At 66.5% G+C, this 20,998-nt stretch carries 19 protein-coding genes and 2 rRNA genes (1 of these 21 cut by a window edge); 18 read left to right on the top strand and 3 right to left on the bottom strand.

What is annotated here, in order from left to right; all coding sequences use genetic code 11:
• From JVH1_RS14530 to ehuA, 6 genes are all read left to right on the top strand, one after another.
• A 23S ribosomal RNA gene (locus JVH1_RS14530) occupies window positions 1-1,523 on the top strand (it extends 1,613 nt beyond the left edge of the window).
• Window positions 1,524-1,657: 134 nt separating this feature from the next.
• Window positions 1,658-1,774 (top strand): 5S ribosomal RNA (gene rrf / locus JVH1_RS14525).
• Window positions 1,775-2,000: 226 nt separating this feature from the next.
• Window positions 2,001-2,885 (top strand): ectoine/hydroxyectoine ABC transporter substrate-binding protein EhuB, encoded by an 885-nt coding sequence (gene ehuB, locus JVH1_RS14520; protein WP_011596789.1) that lies wholly within the window; start codon window positions 2,001-2,003, stop codon window positions 2,883-2,885.
• Between the two features lie 22 nt (window positions 2,886-2,907).
• Window positions 2,908-3,639 carry an ectoine/hydroxyectoine ABC transporter permease subunit EhuC gene (ehuC, locus tag JVH1_RS14515; protein ID WP_009477432.1) on the top strand — a complete coding sequence of 244 codons (732 nt, stop codon included), beginning with the start codon at window positions 2,908-2,910 and terminating at the stop codon, window positions 3,637-3,639.
• Complete coding sequence (ehuD, locus tag JVH1_RS14510) at window positions 3,636-4,280, top strand: ectoine/hydroxyectoine ABC transporter permease subunit EhuD (RefSeq protein ID WP_009477433.1); 645 nt, start codon at window positions 3,636-3,638, stop codon at window positions 4,278-4,280. The genes ehuC and ehuD overlap by 4 nt, the downstream gene beginning before the upstream one ends.
• Window positions 4,281-4,299: 19 nt before the next feature.
• Window positions 4,300-5,061 (top strand): ectoine/hydroxyectoine ABC transporter ATP-binding protein EhuA, encoded by a 762-nt coding sequence (gene ehuA / locus JVH1_RS14505; protein ID WP_043780719.1) that lies wholly within the window; start codon window positions 4,300-4,302, stop codon window positions 5,059-5,061.
• A 7-nt stretch (window positions 5,062-5,068) separates the two neighbouring features.
• Here ehuA and JVH1_RS14500 read toward each other — a convergent pair whose 3' ends face one another.
• Entirely contained in the window at window positions 5,069-6,073 is a 1,005-nt protein-coding gene (locus JVH1_RS14500; protein WP_009477435.1) for a bile acid:sodium symporter family protein, read from the bottom strand.
• Window positions 6,074-6,156: 83 nt separating this feature from the next.
• Between JVH1_RS14500 and JVH1_RS14495 the strand changes: the two genes are divergently transcribed.
• Window positions 6,157-7,017 (top strand): LysR family transcriptional regulator, encoded by an 861-nt coding sequence (locus JVH1_RS14495; RefSeq protein WP_043780722.1) that lies wholly within the window; start codon window positions 6,157-6,159, stop codon window positions 7,015-7,017.
• A gap of 39 nt (window positions 7,018-7,056) precedes the next feature.
• On the opposite strand, the gene JVH1_RS14490 is transcribed toward JVH1_RS14495, so the two are convergent.
• Window positions 7,057-8,631, bottom strand: coding sequence for a hypothetical protein (locus tag JVH1_RS14490; RefSeq protein WP_009477437.1), 1,575 nt, complete (start codon window positions 8,629-8,631; stop codon window positions 7,057-7,059).
• Window positions 8,632-8,945: 314 nt separating this feature from the next.
• Here JVH1_RS14490 and JVH1_RS14485 point away from each other — a divergent pair, with 314 nt between their 5' ends.
• A complete protein-coding gene (locus JVH1_RS14485) occupies window positions 8,946-10,328 on the top strand; it encodes an MFS transporter (protein ID WP_009477438.1) in 1,383 nt (460 codons plus the stop codon).
• A gap of 3 nt (window positions 10,329-10,331) precedes the next feature.
• Here the strand turns inward: JVH1_RS14485 and JVH1_RS14480 are convergent, their stop codons facing one another.
• The gene (locus JVH1_RS14480) at window positions 10,332-12,023 is read right to left on the bottom strand and encodes a CdaR family transcriptional regulator (protein WP_009477439.1); all 1,692 of its coding nucleotides are present in this window, start codon (window positions 12,021-12,023) and stop codon (window positions 10,332-10,334) included.
• Window positions 12,024-12,201: 178 nt separating this feature from the next.
• Between JVH1_RS14480 and JVH1_RS14475 the strand changes: the two genes are divergently transcribed.
• From JVH1_RS14475 to JVH1_RS14430, 10 genes are all read left to right on the top strand, one after another.
• The gene (locus tag JVH1_RS14475; protein ID WP_005262083.1) at window positions 12,202-12,648 is read left to right on the top strand and encodes a heme-binding protein; all 447 of its coding nucleotides are present in this window, start codon (window positions 12,202-12,204) and stop codon (window positions 12,646-12,648) included.
• Window positions 12,649-12,800: 152 nt separating this feature from the next.
• Complete coding sequence (locus JVH1_RS14470; RefSeq protein WP_009477440.1) at window positions 12,801-13,520, top strand: TenA family transcriptional regulator; 720 nt, start codon at window positions 12,801-12,803, stop codon at window positions 13,518-13,520.
• Window positions 13,521-13,588: 68 nt separating this feature from the next.
• Entirely contained in the window at window positions 13,589-13,945 is a 357-nt protein-coding gene (locus JVH1_RS14465; RefSeq protein WP_009477441.1) for a Rieske (2Fe-2S) protein, read from the top strand.
• Window positions 13,946-13,961: 16 nt separating this feature from the next.
• Complete coding sequence (locus JVH1_RS14460) at window positions 13,962-15,200, top strand: NAD(P)/FAD-dependent oxidoreductase (protein ID WP_009477442.1); 1,239 nt, start codon at window positions 13,962-13,964, stop codon at window positions 15,198-15,200.
• Window positions 15,197-16,639: an aldehyde dehydrogenase family protein gene (locus tag JVH1_RS14455; protein WP_009477443.1), complete on the top strand. Its 1,443-nt coding sequence runs from the start codon at window positions 15,197-15,199 to the stop codon at window positions 16,637-16,639. The genes JVH1_RS14460 and JVH1_RS14455 overlap by 4 nt, the downstream gene beginning before the upstream one ends.
• 29 nt (window positions 16,640-16,668) lie before the next feature.
• Entirely contained in the window at window positions 16,669-17,031 is a 363-nt protein-coding gene (locus tag JVH1_RS14450) for a non-heme iron oxygenase ferredoxin subunit (RefSeq protein WP_005245019.1), read from the top strand.
• Window positions 17,028-18,620 carry a gamma-glutamyltransferase family protein gene (locus tag JVH1_RS14445; protein ID WP_009477444.1) on the top strand — a complete coding sequence of 531 codons (1,593 nt, stop codon included), beginning with the start codon at window positions 17,028-17,030 and terminating at the stop codon, window positions 18,618-18,620. Before JVH1_RS14450 ends, JVH1_RS14445 begins: the two co-directional genes overlap by 4 nt.
• A complete protein-coding gene (locus JVH1_RS14440) occupies window positions 18,613-19,053 on the top strand; it encodes a RidA family protein (RefSeq protein ID WP_009477445.1) in 441 nt (146 codons plus the stop codon). The genes JVH1_RS14445 and JVH1_RS14440 overlap by 8 nt, the downstream gene beginning before the upstream one ends.
• A gap of 40 nt (window positions 19,054-19,093) precedes the next feature.
• On the top strand, window positions 19,094-19,741 hold the full coding sequence (locus JVH1_RS14435; RefSeq protein ID WP_009477446.1) for a GntR family transcriptional regulator: 648 nt from the start codon (window positions 19,094-19,096) through the stop codon (window positions 19,739-19,741).
• Window positions 19,738-20,994 carry an MFS transporter gene (locus tag JVH1_RS14430; protein ID WP_009477447.1) on the top strand — a complete coding sequence of 419 codons (1,257 nt, stop codon included), beginning with the start codon at window positions 19,738-19,740 and terminating at the stop codon, window positions 20,992-20,994. The genes JVH1_RS14435 and JVH1_RS14430 overlap by 4 nt, the downstream gene beginning before the upstream one ends.
• The last annotated feature ends 4 nt before the right edge of the window (window positions 20,995-20,998 follow it).

Raw genomic sequence — 20,998 nt, 5'->3', positions numbered from 1 at the left:
GGATGTGGATGCATGGGACCTGATCTGGTAGTAGCCAAGCGATGGGGTGACGCAGGAAGGTAGCTGAGCCAGTCAGTGGTAATACTGGTGTAAGCCTGTAGGGCGAATGGTAGGCAAATCCGCCATTCATACAGCCTGAGAGGTGACGCATAGCCGAATGAGGCGAATTCAGTGATCCTATGCTGCCGAGAAAAGCCTCTAGCGAGCTTTCACACGGCCCGTACCCCAAACCGACACAGGTGGTCAGGTAGAGAATACTAAGGCGATCGAGATAACTATGGTTAAGGAACTCGGCAAAATGCCCCCGTAACTTCGGGAGAAGGGGGGCCTCGTCCGGTGATCACTCTTGCAGTGTGAGCTGGGTGGGGCCGCAGAGACCAGTGAGAAGCGACTGTTTACTAAAAACACAGGTCCGTGCGAAGTCGTAAGACGATGTATACGGACTGACGCCTGCCCGGTGCTGGAAGGTTAAGAGGACCGGTTAGCCACTTCGGTGGCGAAGCTGAGAATTTAAGCCCCAGTAAACGGCGGTGGTAACTATAACCATCCTAAGGTAGCGAAATTCCTTGTCGGGTAAGTTCCGACCTGCACGAATGGCGTAACGACTTCTCAGCTGTCTCAACCATAGACTCGGCGAAATTGCATTACGAGTAAAGATGCTCGTTACGCGCGGCAGGACGAAAAGACCCCGGGACCTTCACTACAGCTTGGTATTGGTGTTCGGTTCGGTTTGTGTAGGATAGGTGGGAGACTGTGAAGCGCTCACGCCAGTGAGTGTGGAGTCGTTGTTGAAATACCACTCTGATCGTATTGGACCTCTAACCTCGGACCATGATCTGGTTCAGGGACAGTGCCTGGTGGGTAGTTTAACTGGGGCGGTTGCCTCCCAAAATGTAACGGAGGCGCCCAAAGGTTCCCTCAGCCTGGTTGGCAATCAGGTGTCGAGTGCAAGTGCACAAGGGAGCTTGACTGTGAGACTGACAGGTCGAGCAGGGACGAAAGTCGGGACTAGTGATCCGGCACCGGCAAGTGGAAGCGGTGTCGCTCAACGGATAAAAGGTACCCCGGGGATAACAGGCTGATCTTCCCCAAGAGTCCATATCGACGGGATGGTTTGGCACCTCGATGTCGGCTCGTCGCATCCTGGGGCTGGAGTAGGTCCCAAGGGTTGGGCTGTTCGCCCATTAAAGCGGCACGCGAGCTGGGTTTAGAACGTCGTGAGACAGTTCGGTCTCTATCCGCCGCGCGCGTTAGAAACTTGAGGAAGGCTGTCCCTAGTACGAGAGGACCGGGACGGACGAACCTCTGGTGTGCCAGTTGTTCCACCAGGAGCACCGCTGGTTAGCTACGTTCGGAAGGGATAACCGCTGAAAGCATCTAAGCGGGAAGCCTGTTCCAAGATGAGGTTTCTCACCCCCTCGAGGGGGTAAGGCCCCCGGCAGACCACCGGGTTGATAGGCCAGAACTGGAAGTCCGGTAACGGATGCAGGTGACTGGTACTAATAGGCCGAGGACTTACCACAAAGAAGCTACGCGTCCACTGTGCAGTATCTGAAACAACACACACGTTTCAGAACAGAAGAAAGAAGAACACCACCAACAACACTGTTTGTTGTGTGTTTCTTCGCTGATGTTCCGTGTGACAGTTTCATAGAGTTACGGCGGCCATAGCGGAGGGGAAACGCCCGGTCCCATTCCGAACCCGGAAGCTAAGCCCTCCAGCGCCGATGGTACTGCACCCGACAGGGTGTGGGAGAGTAGGACACCGCCGAACATCCGTTACCGAAAGCCCCCCAACCTTGTTGGGGGGCTTTCGGCATTCCCGGGGACATTCGCCGACCGCTATTTGATAACGCTGCGGTAACGTCCCCCCGGTTCCCCTATGGCGGATCCTTCGCCTGCGTAACGTGGCCCGGGCAGATCCGTTGGGATCGTGCCGTGCGGTGCGCGTCCTCCCGGATCACCCGAGGTGACGAAGGGAATCTGTGGTGACGAGCACGATGTCGAAACAACGTCCGGCAGTCAGGGCGGCTGTCGCCTTCGCAGGCATGATGGTGGCCGCCGGCTCCCTGGCGGGATGCACGAAGACCGACACGACCAGCGGCGGATCACTCCTCCAGCAGCTGCAGGACAGCGGAACGGTGACCGTCGGCTTCGCCGGCGAGGCCCCGTACAGCTTCGAGCAGGACGGCCAGCTGACCGGCGCCACCGTGGCCCTGCACCGCGAGATCTTCAAGAACCTGGGCATCGACAACGTCGAGGGCGTGAGTACCGACTTCGGAGCGCTCATTCCCGGACTGCAGGCCCGCCGCTTCGACGTCGTCAGCGCCGGCATGTCGATCCTGCCGCAGCGGTGCGAGCAGGCAGCGTTCAGTGAACCGGAGTTCAATTACACGACCGCGCTGATGGTGCCCAAGGGTAATCCCGCGAAGCTCACCGATATGCAGTCGGTGCAGCAGAGCGGGGTGCGGATGGCCGCGATGACCGGGGCGATCGAATCGGACTACGCGCAGCAACTCGGGATCGATGCGATGCAGGTGGCGTCGCCGCAGGACGGAATGGACGCCGTCGCCAACGGGCGCGCGGATGTCTTTGCGCTCACCGGAATCTCACTGAACTGGCTGGCGCAGAACAACCCGCAGGCCCCGGTGGAGGTGACGAACTCGTTCGTCGCCGAGATCGACGGGGTACCCCAGGTCGGTGCCGGGGGCACGGTCTTCCGCAAGGAAGACACCGAGTTGCGAGACGCCTACAACGCCGAGCTGGCCAAGATCACCTCCGACAAGGACAAGTACCTGTCCATCGTCGGACCGTTCGGATTCACCGCGGAGGAACTGCCCGATCCGAACCTGACCACCGCCAAACTCTGCGGCGGGGCCGGCTGATCGTCGTAGAGGTCTGCTGCCTGTGAAGGAAAACATCGATGCCTTCCTCGATGCGTGGCCGAGCATCCAGGAAGGCATCGTCGTCACGCTCCAACTGACTGCGGGAGGCGCCCTCCTCGCGTTCGTCCTCGCGCTCGCGCTCGGACTGGCTGCGCGTGCGCACAACATCGTGATCAGGGGATCGGCGCGCGCGTTCATCGAATTCTTCCGGGGTACTTCGCTGTTGGTGCAGCTGTTCTGGTTGTTCTACGTGGTTCCGTTGTTCGGCTACCTCCTCGACCCGGTGCTTTGCGGGATCCTCGCGCTCGGGCTGAACTACGGCGCCTACGGAGCCGAGGTGGTGCGGGGCGCGATCAACTCGGTGCCGCAATCGCAATGGGAGGCGGCGACAGCCCTGGACTTCAGTCACTGGCAGCGGTTGCGCCGGGTGGTCTTCCCGCAGGCCTGGGCGGAGATGATTCCTCCGTTGACCAATCTCCTGATCCAACTCCTCAAGGGCACGGCGCTCGCGAGCTATATCCTTCTGCAGGACTTGACCTTCGAGATCGACCAACTCCGGCAGACGACCGGAAACACGCTCTTCGCCTTCGGCGTCGGGCTCGTCATCTACTTCGTCATCGGCTACGTGCTGACACTGGTGATGAACGCGCTTGAGGTGCGGGCGAAGAATCGCCTCGGCACAGGTCCGTCCCTGCGTGAGATCTTCAGCCTCGCACCCTCCGATCCACGGGGACTGGAGGCGGCGAAGCAATGAGCGTCCAGTGGAGTTGGGATCGAGCGTTCGAGGCACTGCCCGTGCTGCTCGAGGGTTTCAAGATCACCCTCATCGCGACCGTTCTCGGGTTCCTGATCTCCGTCGTTCTCGGTCTCGTCATCGCATTGATCCGGCAGGCGGCGCCGCGGTGGGTGAGTGTCCCGGTCCGCGCCGTCAGCGAGTTCATCCGGCTGACCCCGCTCGTCGTGCAACTGCTGTTCGTGTACTACACGTTCACGGGACTGTCGCCGCTGCAGATCGGTGTCGTCGTACTCGGAATCCACTATTCGACATACATGGCCGAGGTGTACCGGGCGGGTATTGAAGCGGTGCCCGTCGGCCAGTGGGAGGCGGCGCGGGCGTTGTCCATCGCGCCCACCCGGACGTGGCGTGCGATCATCCTGCCGCAGGCCATCCGTCGCGTCGTCCCGGCGCTGGGCAACTACGCGGTGTCGATGTTCAAAGACACCCCGTTCCTGTTCGCCATCACGGTGGTGGAGATGGTGACGGCCGCGCAGCAGTTCGGCGCCCGGCATTTCCAGTACCTCGAACCGTTGACGCTGGCGGGTGTGATCTTCCTGGTCGCCAGCTACCCGACGTCCCTGCTCATACGGCGATTGGAGAGACGTCTTGCCCGATGACGCGAGCGCAGCAACCCCGATGATCCGATTCGACGATGTCGTGAAGCAGTTCGGCGACCACGTCGTGCTCGACCACCTGGACTTCCAGGTCGCGCGCGGTGACCGGGTGACCCTGATCGGTCCGAGCGGATCGGGGAAGACGACCATCCTGCGGCTACTCATGACCCTCGAGAAGGTGAACGAGGGCGTCATCTGGGTGGACGGGATACCTCTGACCCACGAGGAGAAGGGAAGCAAACTCGTGCCGGCGTCGGAGAAGTACGTGCGCCGGATACGACGCCGGATCGGCATGGTCTTCCAGCAGTTCAACCTGTTCCCCAACATGAACGTGATCGAGAACATCACCGAAGCGCCGATCCACGTGCTCGGTCTGGACAAGGCCGCGGCCGTGACGAGGGCACGCGAGTTGCTCGAGACGGTCGGTCTGTCGGACAAGGAGACCGCGCACCCGACGCAACTGTCCGGTGGCCAGCAGCAGCGGGTCGCGATCGCGAGAGCACTCGCCATGGACCCCGACATTCTGCTGCTCGACGAGGTCACGTCGGCGCTGGATCCGGAGTTGGTGGCGGACGTCCTCGACGTGCTGAGGAACGTCGCGCGCACCACCGACATCACGATGCTGATCGTCACGCACGAGATGCAGTTCGCGCGGGACGTGTCGAACCGGGTGATGATGTTCGACGCCGGGCGGGTCGTGGAAGAAGGCGACCCGGCGACGATCTTCACCGCGCCGAAGAACGAGCGCACCAAGACCTTCCTGAAGGCCGTATTGGCCGAATGATTTCCGGCTAGCTCGAACTGGTCGCGAGTTCCGTCTCCTCGGTGGCGGCGCGTCGGGCCAGCCGGCCCGCCATCCACGCGCACACCAGCAACTGCAGTTGGTGGAACAGCATGAGCGGCAGGACGATCAGGCCGATCGGCTGGCTCGCGAACAGGACGGTGGCCATCGGAAGCCCGGTGGCGAGGCTCTTCTTCGACCCGCAGAACGTGATCGTGATCTGGTCGGCCCGGTCGAAGCCGAGTCGCTTCGACCCGAACCACGTGACGGACAGGACCACGCCGAGCAGCACCGCGCACACCGCGAGCAGAGCCAGGAGCCGGCCGACGGACAGTGTGCCCCAGATGCCCTCGTTCATTCCCTCACTGAATGCGACGTAGACGACCAGCAGGATCGATCCCCGGTCGACGAGCTTGAGCGGTGCGCCGTGCTTCTTCACCCAGGGACCGATCCACCGTCGCACCGCCTGGCCGGCGATGAACGGGAGCAGGAGCATGACGAGAATGCCGATCGCGGAGGACGCGTCGAATCCTGCCCCCTCGCTCGTCATCAGCAATGCCACGAGGAGTGGTGTCACGAAGATGCCGAGGATGTTGGAGAACGAGGCGCTGACGATGGCGCCGGGCACGTTGCCCCGGGCGATCGACACGAAGGCGATCGACGACTGGACGGTCGACGGCAGCAGGCAGACGTAGAGGAGGCCCAGGTACAGCGGTTGGGTCAGGATCGTCGGAACCAGCACGCGCGCAGCGATTCCGAGTAGCGGGAAGATCACGAACGTCGCCGCGAGGATGGTGACGTGCAGACGCCAGTGACGCAGGCCGTGCAGCGCCTCCTGCGTGGACAGTCGGGCGCCGTAGAGGAAGAACAGAATTCCGACGGCAACCTTCGTGGCCCACGTGAACGCGGTCAGGGCCGTGCCGTCCGCGGGGATCAGGCTGGCGATCCCGACGGTGATCAGGATGCCGAGAATGAACGGATCGAGTCTTCTGAGCAGCGGGATCTTCGTCAGCATGGTTCGACCGTAAGGAATGCGCGGATATTTCGAAAGACGATAGTCGCGTTTACTGTAATGCCGAACCGTGATAACAATGGGTGATGTTCGATCCCGTTCATCTGCGGAGCTTTCTCGCGGTCGCGCGCACCCGCAGTTTCACCGCCGCGGCCCAGCGACTGAACCTGCGGCAGTCGACGGTCAGCCAGCACGTGGGAAAGCTGGAACTGGCCGCCGGGCGCCGCCTGTTTCTGCGGGACACGCATTCGGTCGAGCTGACCGCGGACGGCTCGGTGATGGTGGGTTTCGCGACGTCGATTCTCGAGCGGCACTCGGACGCCGAGCGCTACTTCACCCAGTCCGGTGTGCGGGGACGCGTCCGGTTCGGGGCGTCCGAAGATCTGGTTCTGCACGAGCTACCTCATATTCTGGGCGAGTTCCGCCGCAGCCATCCGCTCGTCGATCTCGAACTCACGGTGGCGTTGAGCGAAGTGTTGTTCCGGCAACTGCACGAAGGCCGGCTGGACCTGGTCTTCGGGAAGCGTCGCAGAGGAGACCGGCACGGCGAACTGGTGTGGTCCGACCGGTTGGCGTTCTTCGCGGCCCCCGACTTCGTTCCGGATACCGAGGGGCCGGTGCCGCTGGTGACGTATCCGCCGCCGTCGATCACGAGGGAAGCGGCGCTCGACGTCCTGGAGAAATCCGGGCGCGGCGCGCGGGTGGCCTGTGTGACGGACAGTTTGAACGGGTTGCGGGCCGCGTGTCTTGCGGGTCTCGGCGTCGTGTTCCATGCGGAGACGCTGCCGCCCGCGGGACTGGCGCCGGTGCGGATGCGCTCGTGCGACGAGTGGGGGCCCGCCGTCGACGTCGAATTCGTGCTGGAGGCCCGCCGGAGTGTTCTCAGCGAACCGGAGCAGGCGCTGCGCGCCGCCATCCTCGAGAACGCGGATCGACTGCGCGCGTGACCTCGGCGGGGAAACCGCCCCGCCGAGGTCGTCGAACTGTCAGAAGATGAGCACCGACAGCGCGGTGGACAGCAGCAGGCCGGACACCACGGGCACGAAACACTTCCTGGCGAGTTCGAGGACGGGCACACGGGCGAAGCCGGCCACCGCGATCAACGACGACCAGGCGACGAGCGTTCCACCGCCGGACCAGATGTTCCCCATCTGACCGATCGCCGCCAGGGTTGCGGGGTCCATCCCGACGGCAGGCCCGAGCGCGCCCGCGAGTGAACCGGTGAGCGGCAGCCCGGTGAATCCGGAGCCCTCGAGGCCCGCGATCATGCCGATGGCGAGAATGCCGAACGACGTGACGAACGCGTTCTGCGGCAGGTGGGACTGCGCGGCGTTGACCAGGTCGAAGAGCAGCGTCGGACCGGTCGCATCCGCGGGAAGTCCGAGAATGGCGGCGGAGAAGTCACCGTTGCCGATGAAGAAGAATCCGGCGATCGGGATCACGATGCCCATGGCCTTGAATGCGAAGACCAGGCCGTCGATCAGGTGCTCGGACGTCGTCTCGAGGAAGCCCTTCTTGTCGTTGGTCGCGGCCGCGGCGAACAGGATGAGCGCGGCGATGCCGCCGACCATCGCCGCCGCGTCGCCGCCCTTGAGGTCGGGCACCAGGTCGGTGAACTTGCCGACCATGAGGTAGACGATGAACGCCAGATACGCCGTGGGAACGAGTACTGCGAAAGTCTTTGCGGCACGGATGCTCTTGAACGTGTCGTCGATGACCTGCCGCGCGGAGGCCGTGACCGGTTCGGCGAGGACCGCCGTCGACGTCGGGGGAGTGGCACTCGTCGCCGCTTCGGCCGGTGTGCGACTGATCGCGGCGCCGCCGGTGGGGGTCGCACCGCCGTCGGGGGCGTCGCCGCCGGGCTTGCCGAAGTCGCTCTCCGCGCGTGACTCCCAGTCGGTGAGCAGTTCCGGCGCGGGGCGGCGCATGTGCCTGCGCTGCGTGAAGTAGGCGATGAGGAGTGCGGTGAGACCGACGATCAGGGACATCACCAGGGCGCGGTCCGCGACGACGTCCGGATCGACTCCTGCCGACTTCGCCGACAGGCCCGGCGCCACCTTGATGATGTAGTCGGACGACAGCGCCATGCCCTGTCCGCAGATCGCGATCGCCATGCCGACCGCCATCGGGGGAAGGCCGGCGCGGATGGCGACGGGGATGAGGACGGCTCCGATCAACGGAACCGCAGGGGTGGGCCAGAAGAACAGCGAGATCGTGTAGGTGACGACGGCCAGGACGATGAAGCTGCTGGTGCCGCCGCGCATGACGCGCCGGAACGGGGCGACCATCAACCGGTCGGCCCCCATCTGCCGGAGTGCGCCGAGCATCGCCGTCACCAGCGAGATGATGAGGAAGATGTTGAACAGCTCGCGGGCGGCGACGAGGCTCGCATTGAAAATCGACGCGAGGCCGGTGACGAGGCTGTCCGAGAACACGAAGGCGGTCAGGAACGTGCCGATGACGGCGGGGACGACGATGTTCTTCCGCATGAGCATCGTCCCGAGGATGACGATGATTCCTCCGAGATACACCCAATGTGCGGCGGTGAGACTTACATCCACGGTGCGCCCCTTCGAAATAGGTACAGACTAGTGGCACTAGTCACAGTGCAGTGATACTGCGCGGGGCGTTTTCCAGGGTCAACGTCCAGAGTGCACATCGATAACCAGCGTATTTGTGCATTGTGCCCGGCATTTTTCGCCGGGATTGCTTGTTGTCACGCGCAAGTAAAGGAATGCTCGGCAGAAGCCGTTTCACGGAATCCTGTGTTCATAATCAGGCTTGCCTAACCAAATGTGGCGAGCGGGGTGCGGCAGGGGTTTCCGGCGAGAACGGGCATCGCCGGAACGCGAATTCTCGGATGAAAGTGGACTCTATGAACACGGCGGTCGGTCAGGCTCAGAGTGCAACAGCGGGTGACGAACGCGGACCCGGCACGTCGCCCGCGCTGGCGGCGCTGCTCGCCGGAACGTTCGTCGGCACGGTCAGCAACAACATCGTCAACGTTCCGTTGAACGCGATCCTCACCGACTTCGACGCCGGTCTCGGCAGCGGCATCTTCGTCGTCGTCGGATTTCTCCTCACCTTCGCGGCGACGATGCCGCTGGCCGGGTGGATCGGAGACCGGTTCGGGCGCAGGCGCGTGTACTGCGCGGCCCTACTGGGAACCGCGGTCTGTTCGCTCGGCGCGGCGCTCGCACCGTCCCTGCCCGTGCTCGTGATGTGGCGGTCGCTCGGCGGGATCGCCGCGGCCGCGTTCGCGCCCGCGGTTATGGGCCTGATCGCGTGGCTGTTCGGGCCCGCACGGCGGGCGCGCGCCGTCGGCGCCTGGGCTGCGGTGAACGGGATCGGGCAGGCCGTGGGCCCGTCCATGGGCGGAATCGTCAGCGACTGGTGGGGCTGGCGGTGGGCGTTCGTGCCATTGGTGCCGGTCGCCCTGATCGGGTTCGCCGCAACCCTCCGCTACATCCCGCGCTACCCCGGCAAGAAGATGCGACTCGACGTGATCGGAGCGTCCACCGTCACGCTCGGCGCCGTCCTGCTGATCCTCGGCCTCACGACCGTCTCGATGGAGCAGGTGCCCGCCTGGGTCAGCATCGCGACCGTCGGCGGCGGAGTCGTCGTCACGGCCGGGTTCGTGCTCCACTGCCGGCGGGCGGCGAACCCGTTCGTGCCCATCGACCTGGTGATCGAATCGCGGTTCCTGCGCAGTGCGCTCGCTGCCTTCACCCAGATGTTCGCGCTGGGGGCCCTGCTGCTCGCGCTTCCGCTCTACCTGACGGGCTCGGGCAGTTCGACCACACAGGCGGGGCTGATGCTCTTCGTGCTACCGGTCGTCATGACATGTGTGGCACCCGTCGTCGGGCGTCTCGTCGACAGGATCGGGGCCCGGGTGGTGATGCGAACCGGGCTGGCCGTCTTGATCAGTAGTCAAGTGGCACTGGCGATCACGTTGTCCGCGGGCGTCCGGAACCCGGTCGCCGTCGGCGCCGTGCTCCTCGTCGCCGGAGTGGGGATCGGCATGGTCCAGACACCCGCCGCGGCCGGTTCGACCCGATCGCCCGCCGGGGCCGTCGGAACCGGCCTGGGACTGTTCAACCTCATCCGCTTCGGCGGCTCGGCCGTGGGCGCCGCCTGGGTGGGCGTGGCCGCACACCTGTCGGCCAATCCGTACGGACTGCTGTTCGCAGTGGCGGCACTCGTCGTGCTCGCCGGACTGGTCGGGACGTTCGCCGGCGAGAACCCGGTGGCGGGCTGAGGGCTAGCGGGTCACGATCTCGTGGTTGACGGTGTCCTGCACCTGGGAGAGCAGATCGAGACGGAGGGCCAGCCACAGCGTGAACTGGTTCTCGGGTTCCCGGATGTCCATGCCGATGAGCCGTGACGTGCGATCGAGCTTGGCGATCATCGTGTTCCGGTGGATCCGGAGGCGCCGCGCGGCGGCGTTGATGTTGCCGCCCTCCTCGAGGTAGGCGAACAGCAACTCCTCGGTGTCGGCGTGCGAACTCGACGCCCGAAGGGGACCCAGGACGTCACGGATGAGCCGTCGGCTCTCGTCGGTGTCGGTGGCGCGGGCGAGCACACTGAACCCGCGCAGGTCGTTGTAGGCCACCGAACCGGACAGCCCGAGCCGCTGGGCGATGCCCAGGGTGATGCGGGCCTCGCGGTAGCTGTCCCCGATATCGCGGGCGCCCGCCGCGGGACGTCCGTGGGCCACCGGAATCCGCTGACCCAAACGGGTTTCGAGATCGAGCGACATGGCGTGCGCGTACTCGCTGATCTCGGATTCGACACCAGGCGTGTCGACGGAGCTCAACGATCGGATCACCACGAGCACGTCGCCGATGACGGTGACGTGCGACCGTACGCCCGGACGCGGCAGGACGCCGGCGGCGTACCGTGCCAGCCGGACCATGCTCGCGCCGGGCCGTCCCGACGCGCGGTCGACGAGACCGGGAGCGACGAACACGATGTAGTGCAGGTCCAGATCGATTTCGTGCAGCGCGGCCCGGGTGCGCAGGTCGTGGTCGTTGGCGAAGTTGCCGTGCACGAGGGCCTGGACGAAGTCGCCGCGTGCCCGCTCCTCGGCCTCGTCCACGCTCCGCTGCCGGAGCATCTCGGTGCCGATGATCGTCCCGGCCTGTTCGACGACCACCCGGTGCTGCGCGATATCGTGTCTGCGAGGGTTCGCCCCGGGCACGACGACCACGATCCAGCCCTCGTAGCGGCCGGCGAGTTGCATGGCCCCGGCGACTGCCGTCGTGGGCGCGAACAGTCCCTCCGGATGCTCCAGGCGGAACACGTGAACGTTGTGCATCCGTGCCGGTGGTGATTCCTCGAGGCGCGGCAGGGCGTCCGCGAGAGCCTCCAGCAGGGCGACGGTGCCCGCGTCCTCGACATCCGGAAGTCCCGCGTGCGCGAGGAGGCGTCCCCGGACGTCCAGGGCGACGGCGACGTCCGAGGTCAGCGTCGCGACCTCGCGGATCAGCATCGGCAGGCCCGCGCCGCGGTGCAGCAAGCCCGCGAGCGACTGGTGCACGGTGAGGGCGTAGCGCATCACGTGCGCTTCCTGGGTGAGAGCGCGCTCGGCGAGGAGCCGGTTGAGTGCGGTGAACCCGACGGGAAAACCCAGCTCCACGACCGTGAGCCCGGTCGGCCAGACCGTGCCCGCGGGCGCCGACCCGTCGACGAGAAGGACCCCGGCTCCCCGCGCCACCAGCGATTCGAGTTCACGTCCGTGCGCGGGCAGCGTTTCGGGCCGGGTGTACACAGCGACCTCGGCGAGGGAGTCGGGCCTGCTCATCACCTCACCCCACGGCAGGCACCACGTCACCGGACCGCTCAGGGCGTCCGTACCGGACAGCAGCCGGGCCGACGCGAGCAAAGGCTCTTCCAGCAGGCCGCGTAACGACAGTCGCTCGTCCTCTGCGGCCGGTGTCGTGGTGTCGTCCACTGCGGACCCTCCTCGGGTGGTCGAAAAGTGCAGTATGGCGGAGCGCACACCTGCACTGCTTATGCACTATGCCCTGATTTCGCCGAGATTGCCGGATAGTTTGACCATGGTTCCTCCGGCGATGCCGGTGATAGAAATCGGTGCATCACTTCCTCCCGAATACGCAACGGAGAAGACAATGCATCAGGTTCACCGAATCACCCTCGACGACGCACTCCCACTGCTCGCCGCGGGACGCGCGAAAGCCGAGGAAATCGGCGTCAAGCAGACCCTGTGCGTCTGCGACGACGGCGGCAACGTACTGGCCCTGCACCGACTGCCGGGAGCGCGCCTCACCGGCGTCGACATCGCGATCGCCAAAGCGTTCACCGCTGCCGGCCACGAGCGGGCAACACACCTGTTCAACGAGGCTCCCGACGGTCCGGCGTTGCCCGGGAACGAGGCATTCGGCATCAGCCAGATGCTGCCGGGCAAGTTCGCGGTGTTCGTCGGCGGATTTCCCCTCGTCTTCGACGGCCAGATCGTCGGCGGCATAGGCATCAGCGGCGGAAACGGCAAGCAGGACAAAGCAGTCGGAGCTGCGATGCTGGCCGAGTTCGAAGCCCTCGCCGCAGTACCCAGCTGAATGCTCACGATGTGCCGACAACGTGCACATCGAAACCCTTCGAACGCAGTCACTTCGACCGTGGCCGGGCAGACCGCGAGTCGATAACGTCGAATTCACTCCAGTCGGAGCATCCCCAACCATTCTCATACTCGAGGAAGACGAGGCACATCATGACCGAACTTCTAGGCAGGGACGATTTCCGCGCAGCTCTGGAGAACGCCATCAAGGGCCGCGAGGCGAAGAATGCGTCGTTCAGCAAGGCGTGGGCCGAGGGCAAGCTCGAGAAGCACCATTTCGCGCGGTGGGCGGAGAACCACTACCACTACGTCGGCCCCTTCGCCGACTACCTCGCGAACATCTACTCGAACACCCCCGACACCTTCACCAACGCAAAGGATTTCACCCTCCAGAACATGTACGAGGAGGAACTGGCCGACATCCGGCACACCGACCTCCTCATCAAGTTCGCCGAGGCGTGCGGCACCACGAAGGAACGCGTCGAGGACCCGTCGAACATGAACGCGATCACCCGCGGTCTGCAGTCCTGGTGCTACGCGGTGTCGCAGCGTGAGCACTTCGTCGTGGCCACAGCCGCGCTCGTCGTCGGACTCGAGTCGCAGGTACCGAGTATCTACAAGAAGCAGATCGTCCCGCTGCGTGAGGTATACGGGTTCACCGAGGACGAGATCGAATTCTTCGACCTGCACATCACGTCGGACGTCGTGCACGGTGAGCGTGGATACCAGATCGTGCTCGACCACGCCGATACCCCGCAGCTGCAGCAGCGTTGCCTGCAACTCGTGCAGTGGGGAGCCGAGATGCGCTTCTCGTACACGAAGGGGCTCTACGACACGTACGTGGCAACCGACCTCGAGCTCGCGACCGCCTGACCGTGCGCAGGGAGGGGCCCGCATCGGGCCCCTCCCGACGCAGGCATCTCGCCCGACAGGAGAGAACGATGGAGACGAACTGGACCCGGCTGGTCACCGTCCGTGAGCTCGGCCGCCGCCGGAAACTTCGCGTCGAGGTCGGGGACACCGCGGTCGCCCTGTTCCAGGCGGACGACCGGATCTACGCCTTTCGTGATCTGTGCATCCATCAGGATCGGTCACTGGCGAAAGGCACCCTGCTGCACGGGCGGGTCATCTGCCCAGGTCACCAATGGGCGTTCGACCTCGACACCGGCTACGAGGAAGACCAGGACCTGTGCCAGCCGACCTACGCGGTGAAGGTCGAGGACGACATCGTCTACGTGGATCTCACCCGCAGCCCCGATTACGCCGAGACCGCGACTTCGCCGGCCGAAGTCGACTGAGAGAGCGAGTGACCCCATGACGTTGAACACCATCGTCACCATCGGCGCCGGCCAGACCGCTGCCGTCGCGGCGCGCACCCTGCGGCGCCGAGGATTCGACGGCAGGATCCTCCTCGTCGGCGACGAGTCGCACGCGCCGTATCAGCGGCCACCGCTGTCCAAGGAATTCCTTGCCGGGCAGGAGGATCGCGAATCGTTGATGCTGCTTCCCGACGCGTGGCGCGACAAGCAGAACGTCGAACTCCTCACAGACACGACGGTGACCCGGATCGACGCGAGCAGCGGATCGGTCCAACTGTCCGACGGGCGAAGCATCGCGGCCGACGCGGTACTCGTCGCGACCGGCGGCAGACCGCGCACGATGCCGGTGAACGGTCCTGCGCCCGAACGGGTGCACTACCTGAGGACGATCGACGACGCCGAACGGCTCGCCGCCCACCTTCGTCCCGGCGTCGGTCTGGTGCTGATCGGCGGAGGCTTCGTCGGACTCGAAATTGCCGCCACCGCAACAGCCCTGGGAGCCGAGGTGACCGTCCTCGAAGCCGACCAGGTGCCACTCGCCCGAATCCTCGGGCCCGAGATGGGCGAGGTCTGCACTCGATTGCAACGGGAAAACGGAGTCACCGTCCGCGGCGGCGTCCGGGTCGACACCGTGACGACCAGGCCGGACGGCGTGCTCATCGCGCTCGACGGCGGAGAGGTGATTTCGGCCGACGTCGTGGTGGTGGGCATCGGGATCGTTCCCAACGTCGAAGTCGCGCAGGCCTCCGGCCTGGCCGTCGACGGCGGAATCCTCGTGGACGCGCAGGGGCGGACCTCGATTCCACACGTCTACGCCGCCGGCGACGTGGCAGCGCGCTTCTCCGACGCGGCAGGCAGGCACGTTCGCGTCGAACACTTCGACAACGCGAGCAAGCAGGGGGCGGCGACCGCGAACCTCATGCTCGGACGGGTCGGAGTGGTGGACCCCGCGCACTGGTTCTGGTCCGATCAGTTCGGCAAGAACATCCAGTTCACCGGCGCCGCCCGCTACACCGACCTGGTGTTCCGGGGCAGCGCCGACGGCGGCGAGTTCACCGCCTTCTATCTGGACAGCGGTGTCGTGCGCGGCGCCTTCACGCTCGACCGCGGCGACGAGATCAGCGCGGCCAGAGAACTGATCGGCCGGTCGATCGCGCCTGCCCGGTTGGCGGACGAGGACGTCGACCTGTTCGACCTGATGGACGATGACGAGGAATTGGTGACGGTGTCATGATCGAGGGACTCAATCTCATTGACGGGCAGTGGGTCCCGTCGTCTTCCGGAGCGACGTTCGAGCGGCGTAACCCCGCCGATCACGACGACGTGATCGGCGTGTTCCCGGATTCCACCGAGGCCGACGTGGATGCCGCCGTCAGCGCGGTGGCCAAGGCGGCGCCGCAGTGGGCCGCGACGCCCCCGGAACGCCGCGCGGCAATCCTGGAAGCCGCGGCCGCGCACCTCGAGGCACGGACAGGCGACCTCGTCGACGAACTCGTCCGCGAGGAGGGCAAGACCCGGGCCGAGGCGACCATGGAAGTCGGTCGGACTCCGATGAACCTGCGCTTCTACGCGGGCGAGGCGCTCCGCACCACCGGCAGTACATATCCCACCCCGGGGGAGGGACTCGTCATCACCCTGCGCGAACCTGTCGGAATCGTCGGGGCGATCACCCCCTGGAATTTCCCGCTCAACATTCCGTCGCGCAAACTCGGGCCGGCGCTGGCCGCCGGAAACGTCGTGGTGTTCAAACCATCCGAACTCACCCCGCTGATGGGACAGCGGCTGGTCGAGGCGCTGCTGGCCGGGGGACTTCCGGCCGGAGCCCTCGCCCTGGTCCAGGGTTCCGGTCGCGCCGGCGGCGCGGTCGCGGCGGACGAGCGCGTCGATGCCGTGACGTTCACCGGCTCCACCCAGGTGGGCCGTGCGATCCACGCGGCGGTGGGTCCGTCTCGCCGCAGTCAGCTCGAGATGGGCGGCAAGAACCCCGTCGTGGTCCTGGGCGACGCCGACGTGGACAAGGCGGCCGCACTGATCGTCAAGGGCGCCTTCGGATTGTCCGGGCAGGCGTGCACGGGCACCAGCCGGGTGATCGCGGTGGACGCGATCCACGACCGGTTGCTGGACCGCGTGGTCGAACTCGCCGAAGGGATCACCGTCGGCCCGGGCGCCGACCCGGGTGTGGGCATGGGGGCTCTCGCGAGCAAGGCACAGCTCGCCAAGTTCCTCGAGTACGTCCAGATCGGCCGCGACGAAGGAGCCGAACTAGTCTGCGGCGGAGCAAGTCTCGACAGGGGGAACGGCTATTTCGCCGTCCCGACCGTGTTCGCCGGTGGCAGCCCCGACATGCGGGTGGTCACGGACGAAGTGTTCGGACCACTGCTGGTCTTCCTGCGGGCGTCCGGCTTCGACGAGGCCGTCGCGCTCGCGAACGACACCGAATTCGGGCTCAGTGCGGGAATCGTCACCAACGACGTGACGAAGGCTCTCGCATTCGCGGGCCGTTCCGAATCGGGTCTGGTGAAGATCAACCAGCCCACCACCGGCATGAGCATGAACGCGCCGTTCGGCGGATACAAGGCCTCGAGCACGCAGACCCACAAGGAACAGGCCGGCGACTCGATGATGCAGTTCTACCAAGCCGAAAAGACCGTCTACCTCAGCCCTTCGGCCTGAGAACTACCTGTCGACAGAGGGAGAAGACCATGGAATTCACTCGCGTTGCGCGCTCCGGACAGGTTTCCGAAGGCATCGTGCGCCGCTTCTTCGCCGGCGAACACGAGTTCGCCGTGGCCCGCCTCAACGGGAAGGCCTACGCCACATCCAACTACTGCACACACCTGGACTGCCTGCTCTCGTCCGGGAAACTCGTCGACGACGGCATCGGATGCTCCTGCCATGGAAGCGTATTCGATCTCGAGACCGGGGAACCCGTGTGCCCGCCGGCGACGGTGGCCATCAAGACCTACCCGGTCGAGGAACGTGACGGCGAGATCTTCGTCGGCATCGACCCCGACGACACCAGTTCCATCCCGCGCCGGCGGGCCGCGCGGGGGTGCATGAAGTGAACCCTCGACCGTCCACTCTCTCCGCCGACGGCATGGTCTCGTCCAGTCATCCCGCGGCGAGCACGGTAGGTGCCCGCGTTCTGGCCGACGGAGGCAACGCCATCGACGCGACTCTGGCCATGGCCGCGATGACCTGGCTGACGTTGCCGGGGCAATGCGGGATCGGCGGCGACGCGTTCGCCGTCGTCCGCGAACCGGACGGATCGGTGTGGACGGTCGGGGGCAGCGGCTTCGGGCCCGACGGCGGTGACGTGGACTTCTACACCGAACGCGGGCTGCGGTCGATTCCCCTCGACGGGGCGCTGGCGGTGGCGGTTCCCGGGGCGCCGGCCGCCCTCGGCGCATTGCACGCGGGTGGCGCCACCCGCTCGCTGACGGACCTCTGGGCACCGGCGGTGCGCGCGGCAGAGAAGGGGCTTCCCTGCTCGGCCAAGACTCGCGACGACGTGCGAGAAGCGCAGACCGCGATCGCCGCCGACCCCGGACTGCGTGCGGTGTACCTCCCGGACGGCCGATTGCCGCAGGTCGGGGAGCGGCTGCCGCAGCGCGACCTGGCCCGGACCATCGAGGCACTGGCGCGCGGCGTGCACGGTTTCTACACCGGTTCCTTCGCTCAGCAGGCGGTCGAGGCGCTCCGCGCCGGTGGGGCGCCGTTCGGCGGGGACGAGTGGGCGGCAGGCGCCGACGTGCGACCGGAGGCCGCGATCAGCGGGCACTACGCCGGCGCGGTCGTTCACCAGACACCCCTGCCCACCCCCGGATGGATGGTGCTCCAGCAGGCGGCGCTGAACGACGGCGTCGTCGGCTTCTCGCCGTGGCTCACCGCTCCGGCAGTCGATCGCATGGCGCGAGCGGCCCGTCTGGCCTTCGAGGATCGGTTCGCGACCTGCGGCGCCGGCAACGACGGGTGGAGGGCCGTGCTCGAGCCGGCCGCGATCGGGGCGGCGAGAGACCGGCTGGACGGCCGTCGGGCGTCGTCGGGCGCCTTCAGCGTGAGCGCCGGTGACACCACCTCGACCGTGGCGGTGGATTCCGACGGCCGCGCGGTCAGTTTCATCCACTCGCTCGCCTTCACGTTCGGGGCCAAGACGACCGTCCCCGGCACCGGAGTGGTGCTGAACAACCGATTCGGCCGCGGGGCCTATCTGATCCCGGGACATCCCAACGCCGCGGCGCCGCGGCGTAAACCGCTGCACACCCTGAACGCGTGGGTGATCACCGATACGTCCGGGAATCTCCTGCACGTCGGCAACACCCCGGGCGGGGACGGGCAGGTGCAGTGGAACATGCAACTGATCTCGCATCTGCTCGATCACGGACTCGACCCGGCGGAGGCCGTCGCGGCACCCCGCTTCACGGTCTTCCCCGGCAGCGACGCCGATGTGGTCGGCCGCCCGGCGGAACTGCGGTGCGAGTCCCGCATTCCGGAGGAGGTGCGCACGGAGTTGGAGCACCTGGGGCACGACGTCGCACTGCAGGGTCCGTGGGCCGCCGGTGGAAGCGCGCAGATCATCTCCCTCGACGTCGCGCGCGGCCTGCTGTCCGGCGCCGCCGACCCCCGCCAGGAAGGAATAGCACTCGGTGTCTGAGCAGGAATCCGTCGCCGCCGCCCCACGACCCCAGGGCCGCTACATTCCCGCGGTCGTGCACGACGGGATCGCGTACAGCGCCGGGATGACGCCACGCCGCGACGGTGTGCTCACGGTTACCGGCGTCGTCGGACGGGACCTGGACATCCCGCGGGCCCGGGAGGCGGCCGGGGTGGCGGCGAGGAACGCGGTCGCTGCGATAGCCGCGGCCGTCGGCGGCACGGCGGCCATCTCCCGGTGCCTGCGCATGAGCGTCTTCGTCGCGTGTGCCCCGGAATTTCGCGAACTGTCCGCGGTGGCCGACGGCGCGTCGGACGTGCTGGTCGAATGCCTGGGACTCGACGCGCTGCCGGTGCGCAGCGCGATCGGCGTGTACGCCCTGCCGTCCGGCGCCCCCGTGGAGATAGAGCTCACAGTGGCTGTCCGTGTATAGACCTGCACCCGGCTCCGGAGTATAAATACATCTTGTGTCTATGTTGTATTCCGCCGCGGAGCAGGCCTATCGCGAGGTCAAGGAGCTCATCCTGTCGGGCGGTCTGCCCGGCGGTGAGCTGATCAGCGAGGGCGAGATCGCCGGACGCATGGGGCTCAGCCGCACCCCGGTGCGCGAAGCCTTCCTCCGGCTCGAGTCCGAGGGCTGGATGCGGCTGTACCCGAAGCGGGGCGCGCTCGTCGTGCCCGTCGCCGACGGCGAGGCAGAGCACGTGGTCGACGCCCGGCAACTCGTCGAGACGCACAGCGTGCGGGTGCTGGCCGACCAGCCACACGCCCGTGAACTCCTCGTCGCCCGCCTGCGCGAAAACCTCGTGGAGCAGCGGGAGATCGCCGAGCGAGGCGACGTCGCCGCCTTCAGCGCCGCGGACGCCGACTTCCATCGGATGATCGTCGAAGCGGGCGAGAATCCGCTGCTCGCGACGTTCTACTCCAGCATCCGCGAGCGTCAGCGCCGCATGACCGCACACTCGATCACCCGTGACCCGGGACAGCTGCCCCGGATCATCGCCGACCACGAGCAGTTGACGGAACTCGTCGAGGCGGGTGACGCCGCCGGGTTCGACGCCGCGGTGCTCGTCCACATGCGCCAGGTCCACGCCCTCAACCCGAGAGGAGTTGCGCGATGACCGTCGTCCGCGAATCCCCGATCGAGGTGCCGCAGACGCTCGCGTCGCCGCGCGCCTGGCTGCTGGTGGCCGCGACCATGTTCGCGGTGGCGTGGGGCGGCAACGAATTCACGCCGCTCCTCGGCATGTACCGCGCCGATCACGGTTTCTCGCCGGTCACGGTCGATCTGTTCCTGTTCGCCTACGTCGTCGGGATCGTGCCCGCCCTCCTCCTCGGGGGACCACTGTCCGACCGGCTGGGCAGACGGCCGATCCTGCTCCCGGCACCGTTCCTGACGGTCGCCGGCTCCGCGCTCCTGGCCCTCGGCGCCGACTCCGCCGCCATGCTCATCGTCGGCCGCGTCCTGTGCGGTGTCGCGCTCGGCCTCGGCATGGCCGTCGGCGGCAGCTGGGTGAAGGAACTGTCGACCGCGCCGTGGGATCCCGCGGCCACGGACGGTGCCGGTGCGCGTCGGGCAGCGATGAGCCTGACCGGCGGATTCGGCCTCGGTGCGGGCGTCGCCGGCGTCCTCGCGCAGTGGGCGCCGCTGCCGAGTGTCCTGTCGTACGTCGTGCACAGCGCGATCGCCCTTGCCGCTGCCGTCGCACTGTGGCGGGCCCCCGAGACCCGCGCGGCCCAGCCGGTCGCCGAACGAGTCTCGCTCGCCCGCGACCTCGCGATCCCCTCCGCCGCTCACAAGCGATTCCGGTTCGTGATCGCGCCGCTCGCACCCTGGGTGTTCGGCACGGCGGCCGCCGCCTACGCGGTGCTGCCGTCGCTGATGTCCGGGCACACCGGTGGGCTGCCGCTCGCGTTCTCGGCGCTCATGTGCATGGTCGGCCTCGGGGCGGGATTCGCGATCCAGGCGCTCGGCCGCAAGATCGACACCACCCGCAACGCGCGTGCCGTCGTGGTGTCGCTGGTCGTCGTCCTCGTCGGAATGGGCGTTGCCGCCGTCGCCGCGTCGGCGCTGACCGTTCCGCTCGCGCTCGCCGCCGCCGTCGTGCTCGGCTGCGGATACGGCTTGGCCATGGTGTCGGGACTGCAGGAGATTCAGCGGATCGCGGGCTCGGACGACCTGGCCGGACTGACCGCCGTCTTCTACTCGCTCACGTACCTGGGATTCGGGACGCCGGCCGTGATGGCCTATCTGTCCGAGACGTTCCCGGCGGTGACGTACCCGAGAATGTTCCTCTTCGGCGCGATCGCGGCCGCCGGCTGTCTCGCGCTCGCACTCACCAAGTGGCGCGCGCACCTGCCCAACCCGGAGTGACCGC

This window comes from Rhodococcus sp. JVH1 (assembly GCF_000280725.2).
Lineage (GTDB): Bacteria > Actinomycetota > Actinomycetes > Mycobacteriales > Mycobacteriaceae > Rhodococcus_F > Rhodococcus_F jostii_A.
The sequence above is the reverse complement of the archived record's forward strand: the minus strand, read 5'-3'. Positions and strand labels throughout refer to the sequence as shown.

What these genes read in the sequence shown, in the direction of transcription:
- ehuA (WP_043780719.1), top strand. Translation starts at nt 4,300, where the DNA reads ATGATCCGATTCGACGATGTCGTGAAGCAGTTCGGCGACCACGTCGTG.
- ehuB (WP_011596789.1), top strand. Translation starts at nt 2,001, where the DNA reads ATGTCGAAACAACGTCCGGCAGTCAGGGCGGCTGTCGCCTTCGCAGGC.
- JVH1_RS14470 (WP_009477440.1), top strand. Translation starts at nt 12,801, where the DNA reads ATGACCGAACTTCTAGGCAGGGACGATTTCCGCGCAGCTCTGGAGAAC.
- JVH1_RS14460 (WP_009477442.1), top strand. Translation starts at nt 13,962, where the DNA reads ATGACGTTGAACACCATCGTCACCATCGGCGCCGGCCAGACCGCTGCC.
- JVH1_RS14485 (WP_009477438.1), top strand. Translation starts at nt 8,946, where the DNA reads ATGAACACGGCGGTCGGTCAGGCTCAGAGTGCAACAGCGGGTGACGAA.
- JVH1_RS14455 (WP_009477443.1), top strand. Translation starts at nt 15,197, where the DNA reads ATGATCGAGGGACTCAATCTCATTGACGGGCAGTGGGTCCCGTCGTCT.
- ehuD (WP_009477433.1), top strand. Translation starts at nt 3,636, where the DNA reads ATGAGCGTCCAGTGGAGTTGGGATCGAGCGTTCGAGGCACTGCCCGTG.
- JVH1_RS14450 (WP_005245019.1), top strand. Translation starts at nt 16,669, where the DNA reads ATGGAATTCACTCGCGTTGCGCGCTCCGGACAGGTTTCCGAAGGCATC.
- JVH1_RS14435 (WP_009477446.1), top strand. Translation starts at nt 19,094, where the DNA reads ATGTTGTATTCCGCCGCGGAGCAGGCCTATCGCGAGGTCAAGGAGCTC.
- JVH1_RS14475 (WP_005262083.1), top strand. Translation starts at nt 12,202, where the DNA reads ATGCATCAGGTTCACCGAATCACCCTCGACGACGCACTCCCACTGCTC.
- JVH1_RS14465 (WP_009477441.1), top strand. Translation starts at nt 13,589, where the DNA reads ATGGAGACGAACTGGACCCGGCTGGTCACCGTCCGTGAGCTCGGCCGC.
- JVH1_RS14495 (WP_043780722.1), top strand. Translation starts at nt 6,157, where the DNA reads ATGTTCGATCCCGTTCATCTGCGGAGCTTTCTCGCGGTCGCGCGCACC.
- JVH1_RS14430 (WP_009477447.1), top strand. Translation starts at nt 19,738, where the DNA reads ATGACCGTCGTCCGCGAATCCCCGATCGAGGTGCCGCAGACGCTCGCG.
- JVH1_RS14500 (WP_009477435.1), bottom strand. Translation starts at nt 6,073, where the DNA reads ATGCTGACGAAGATCCCGCTGCTCAGAAGACTCGATCCGTTCATTCTC.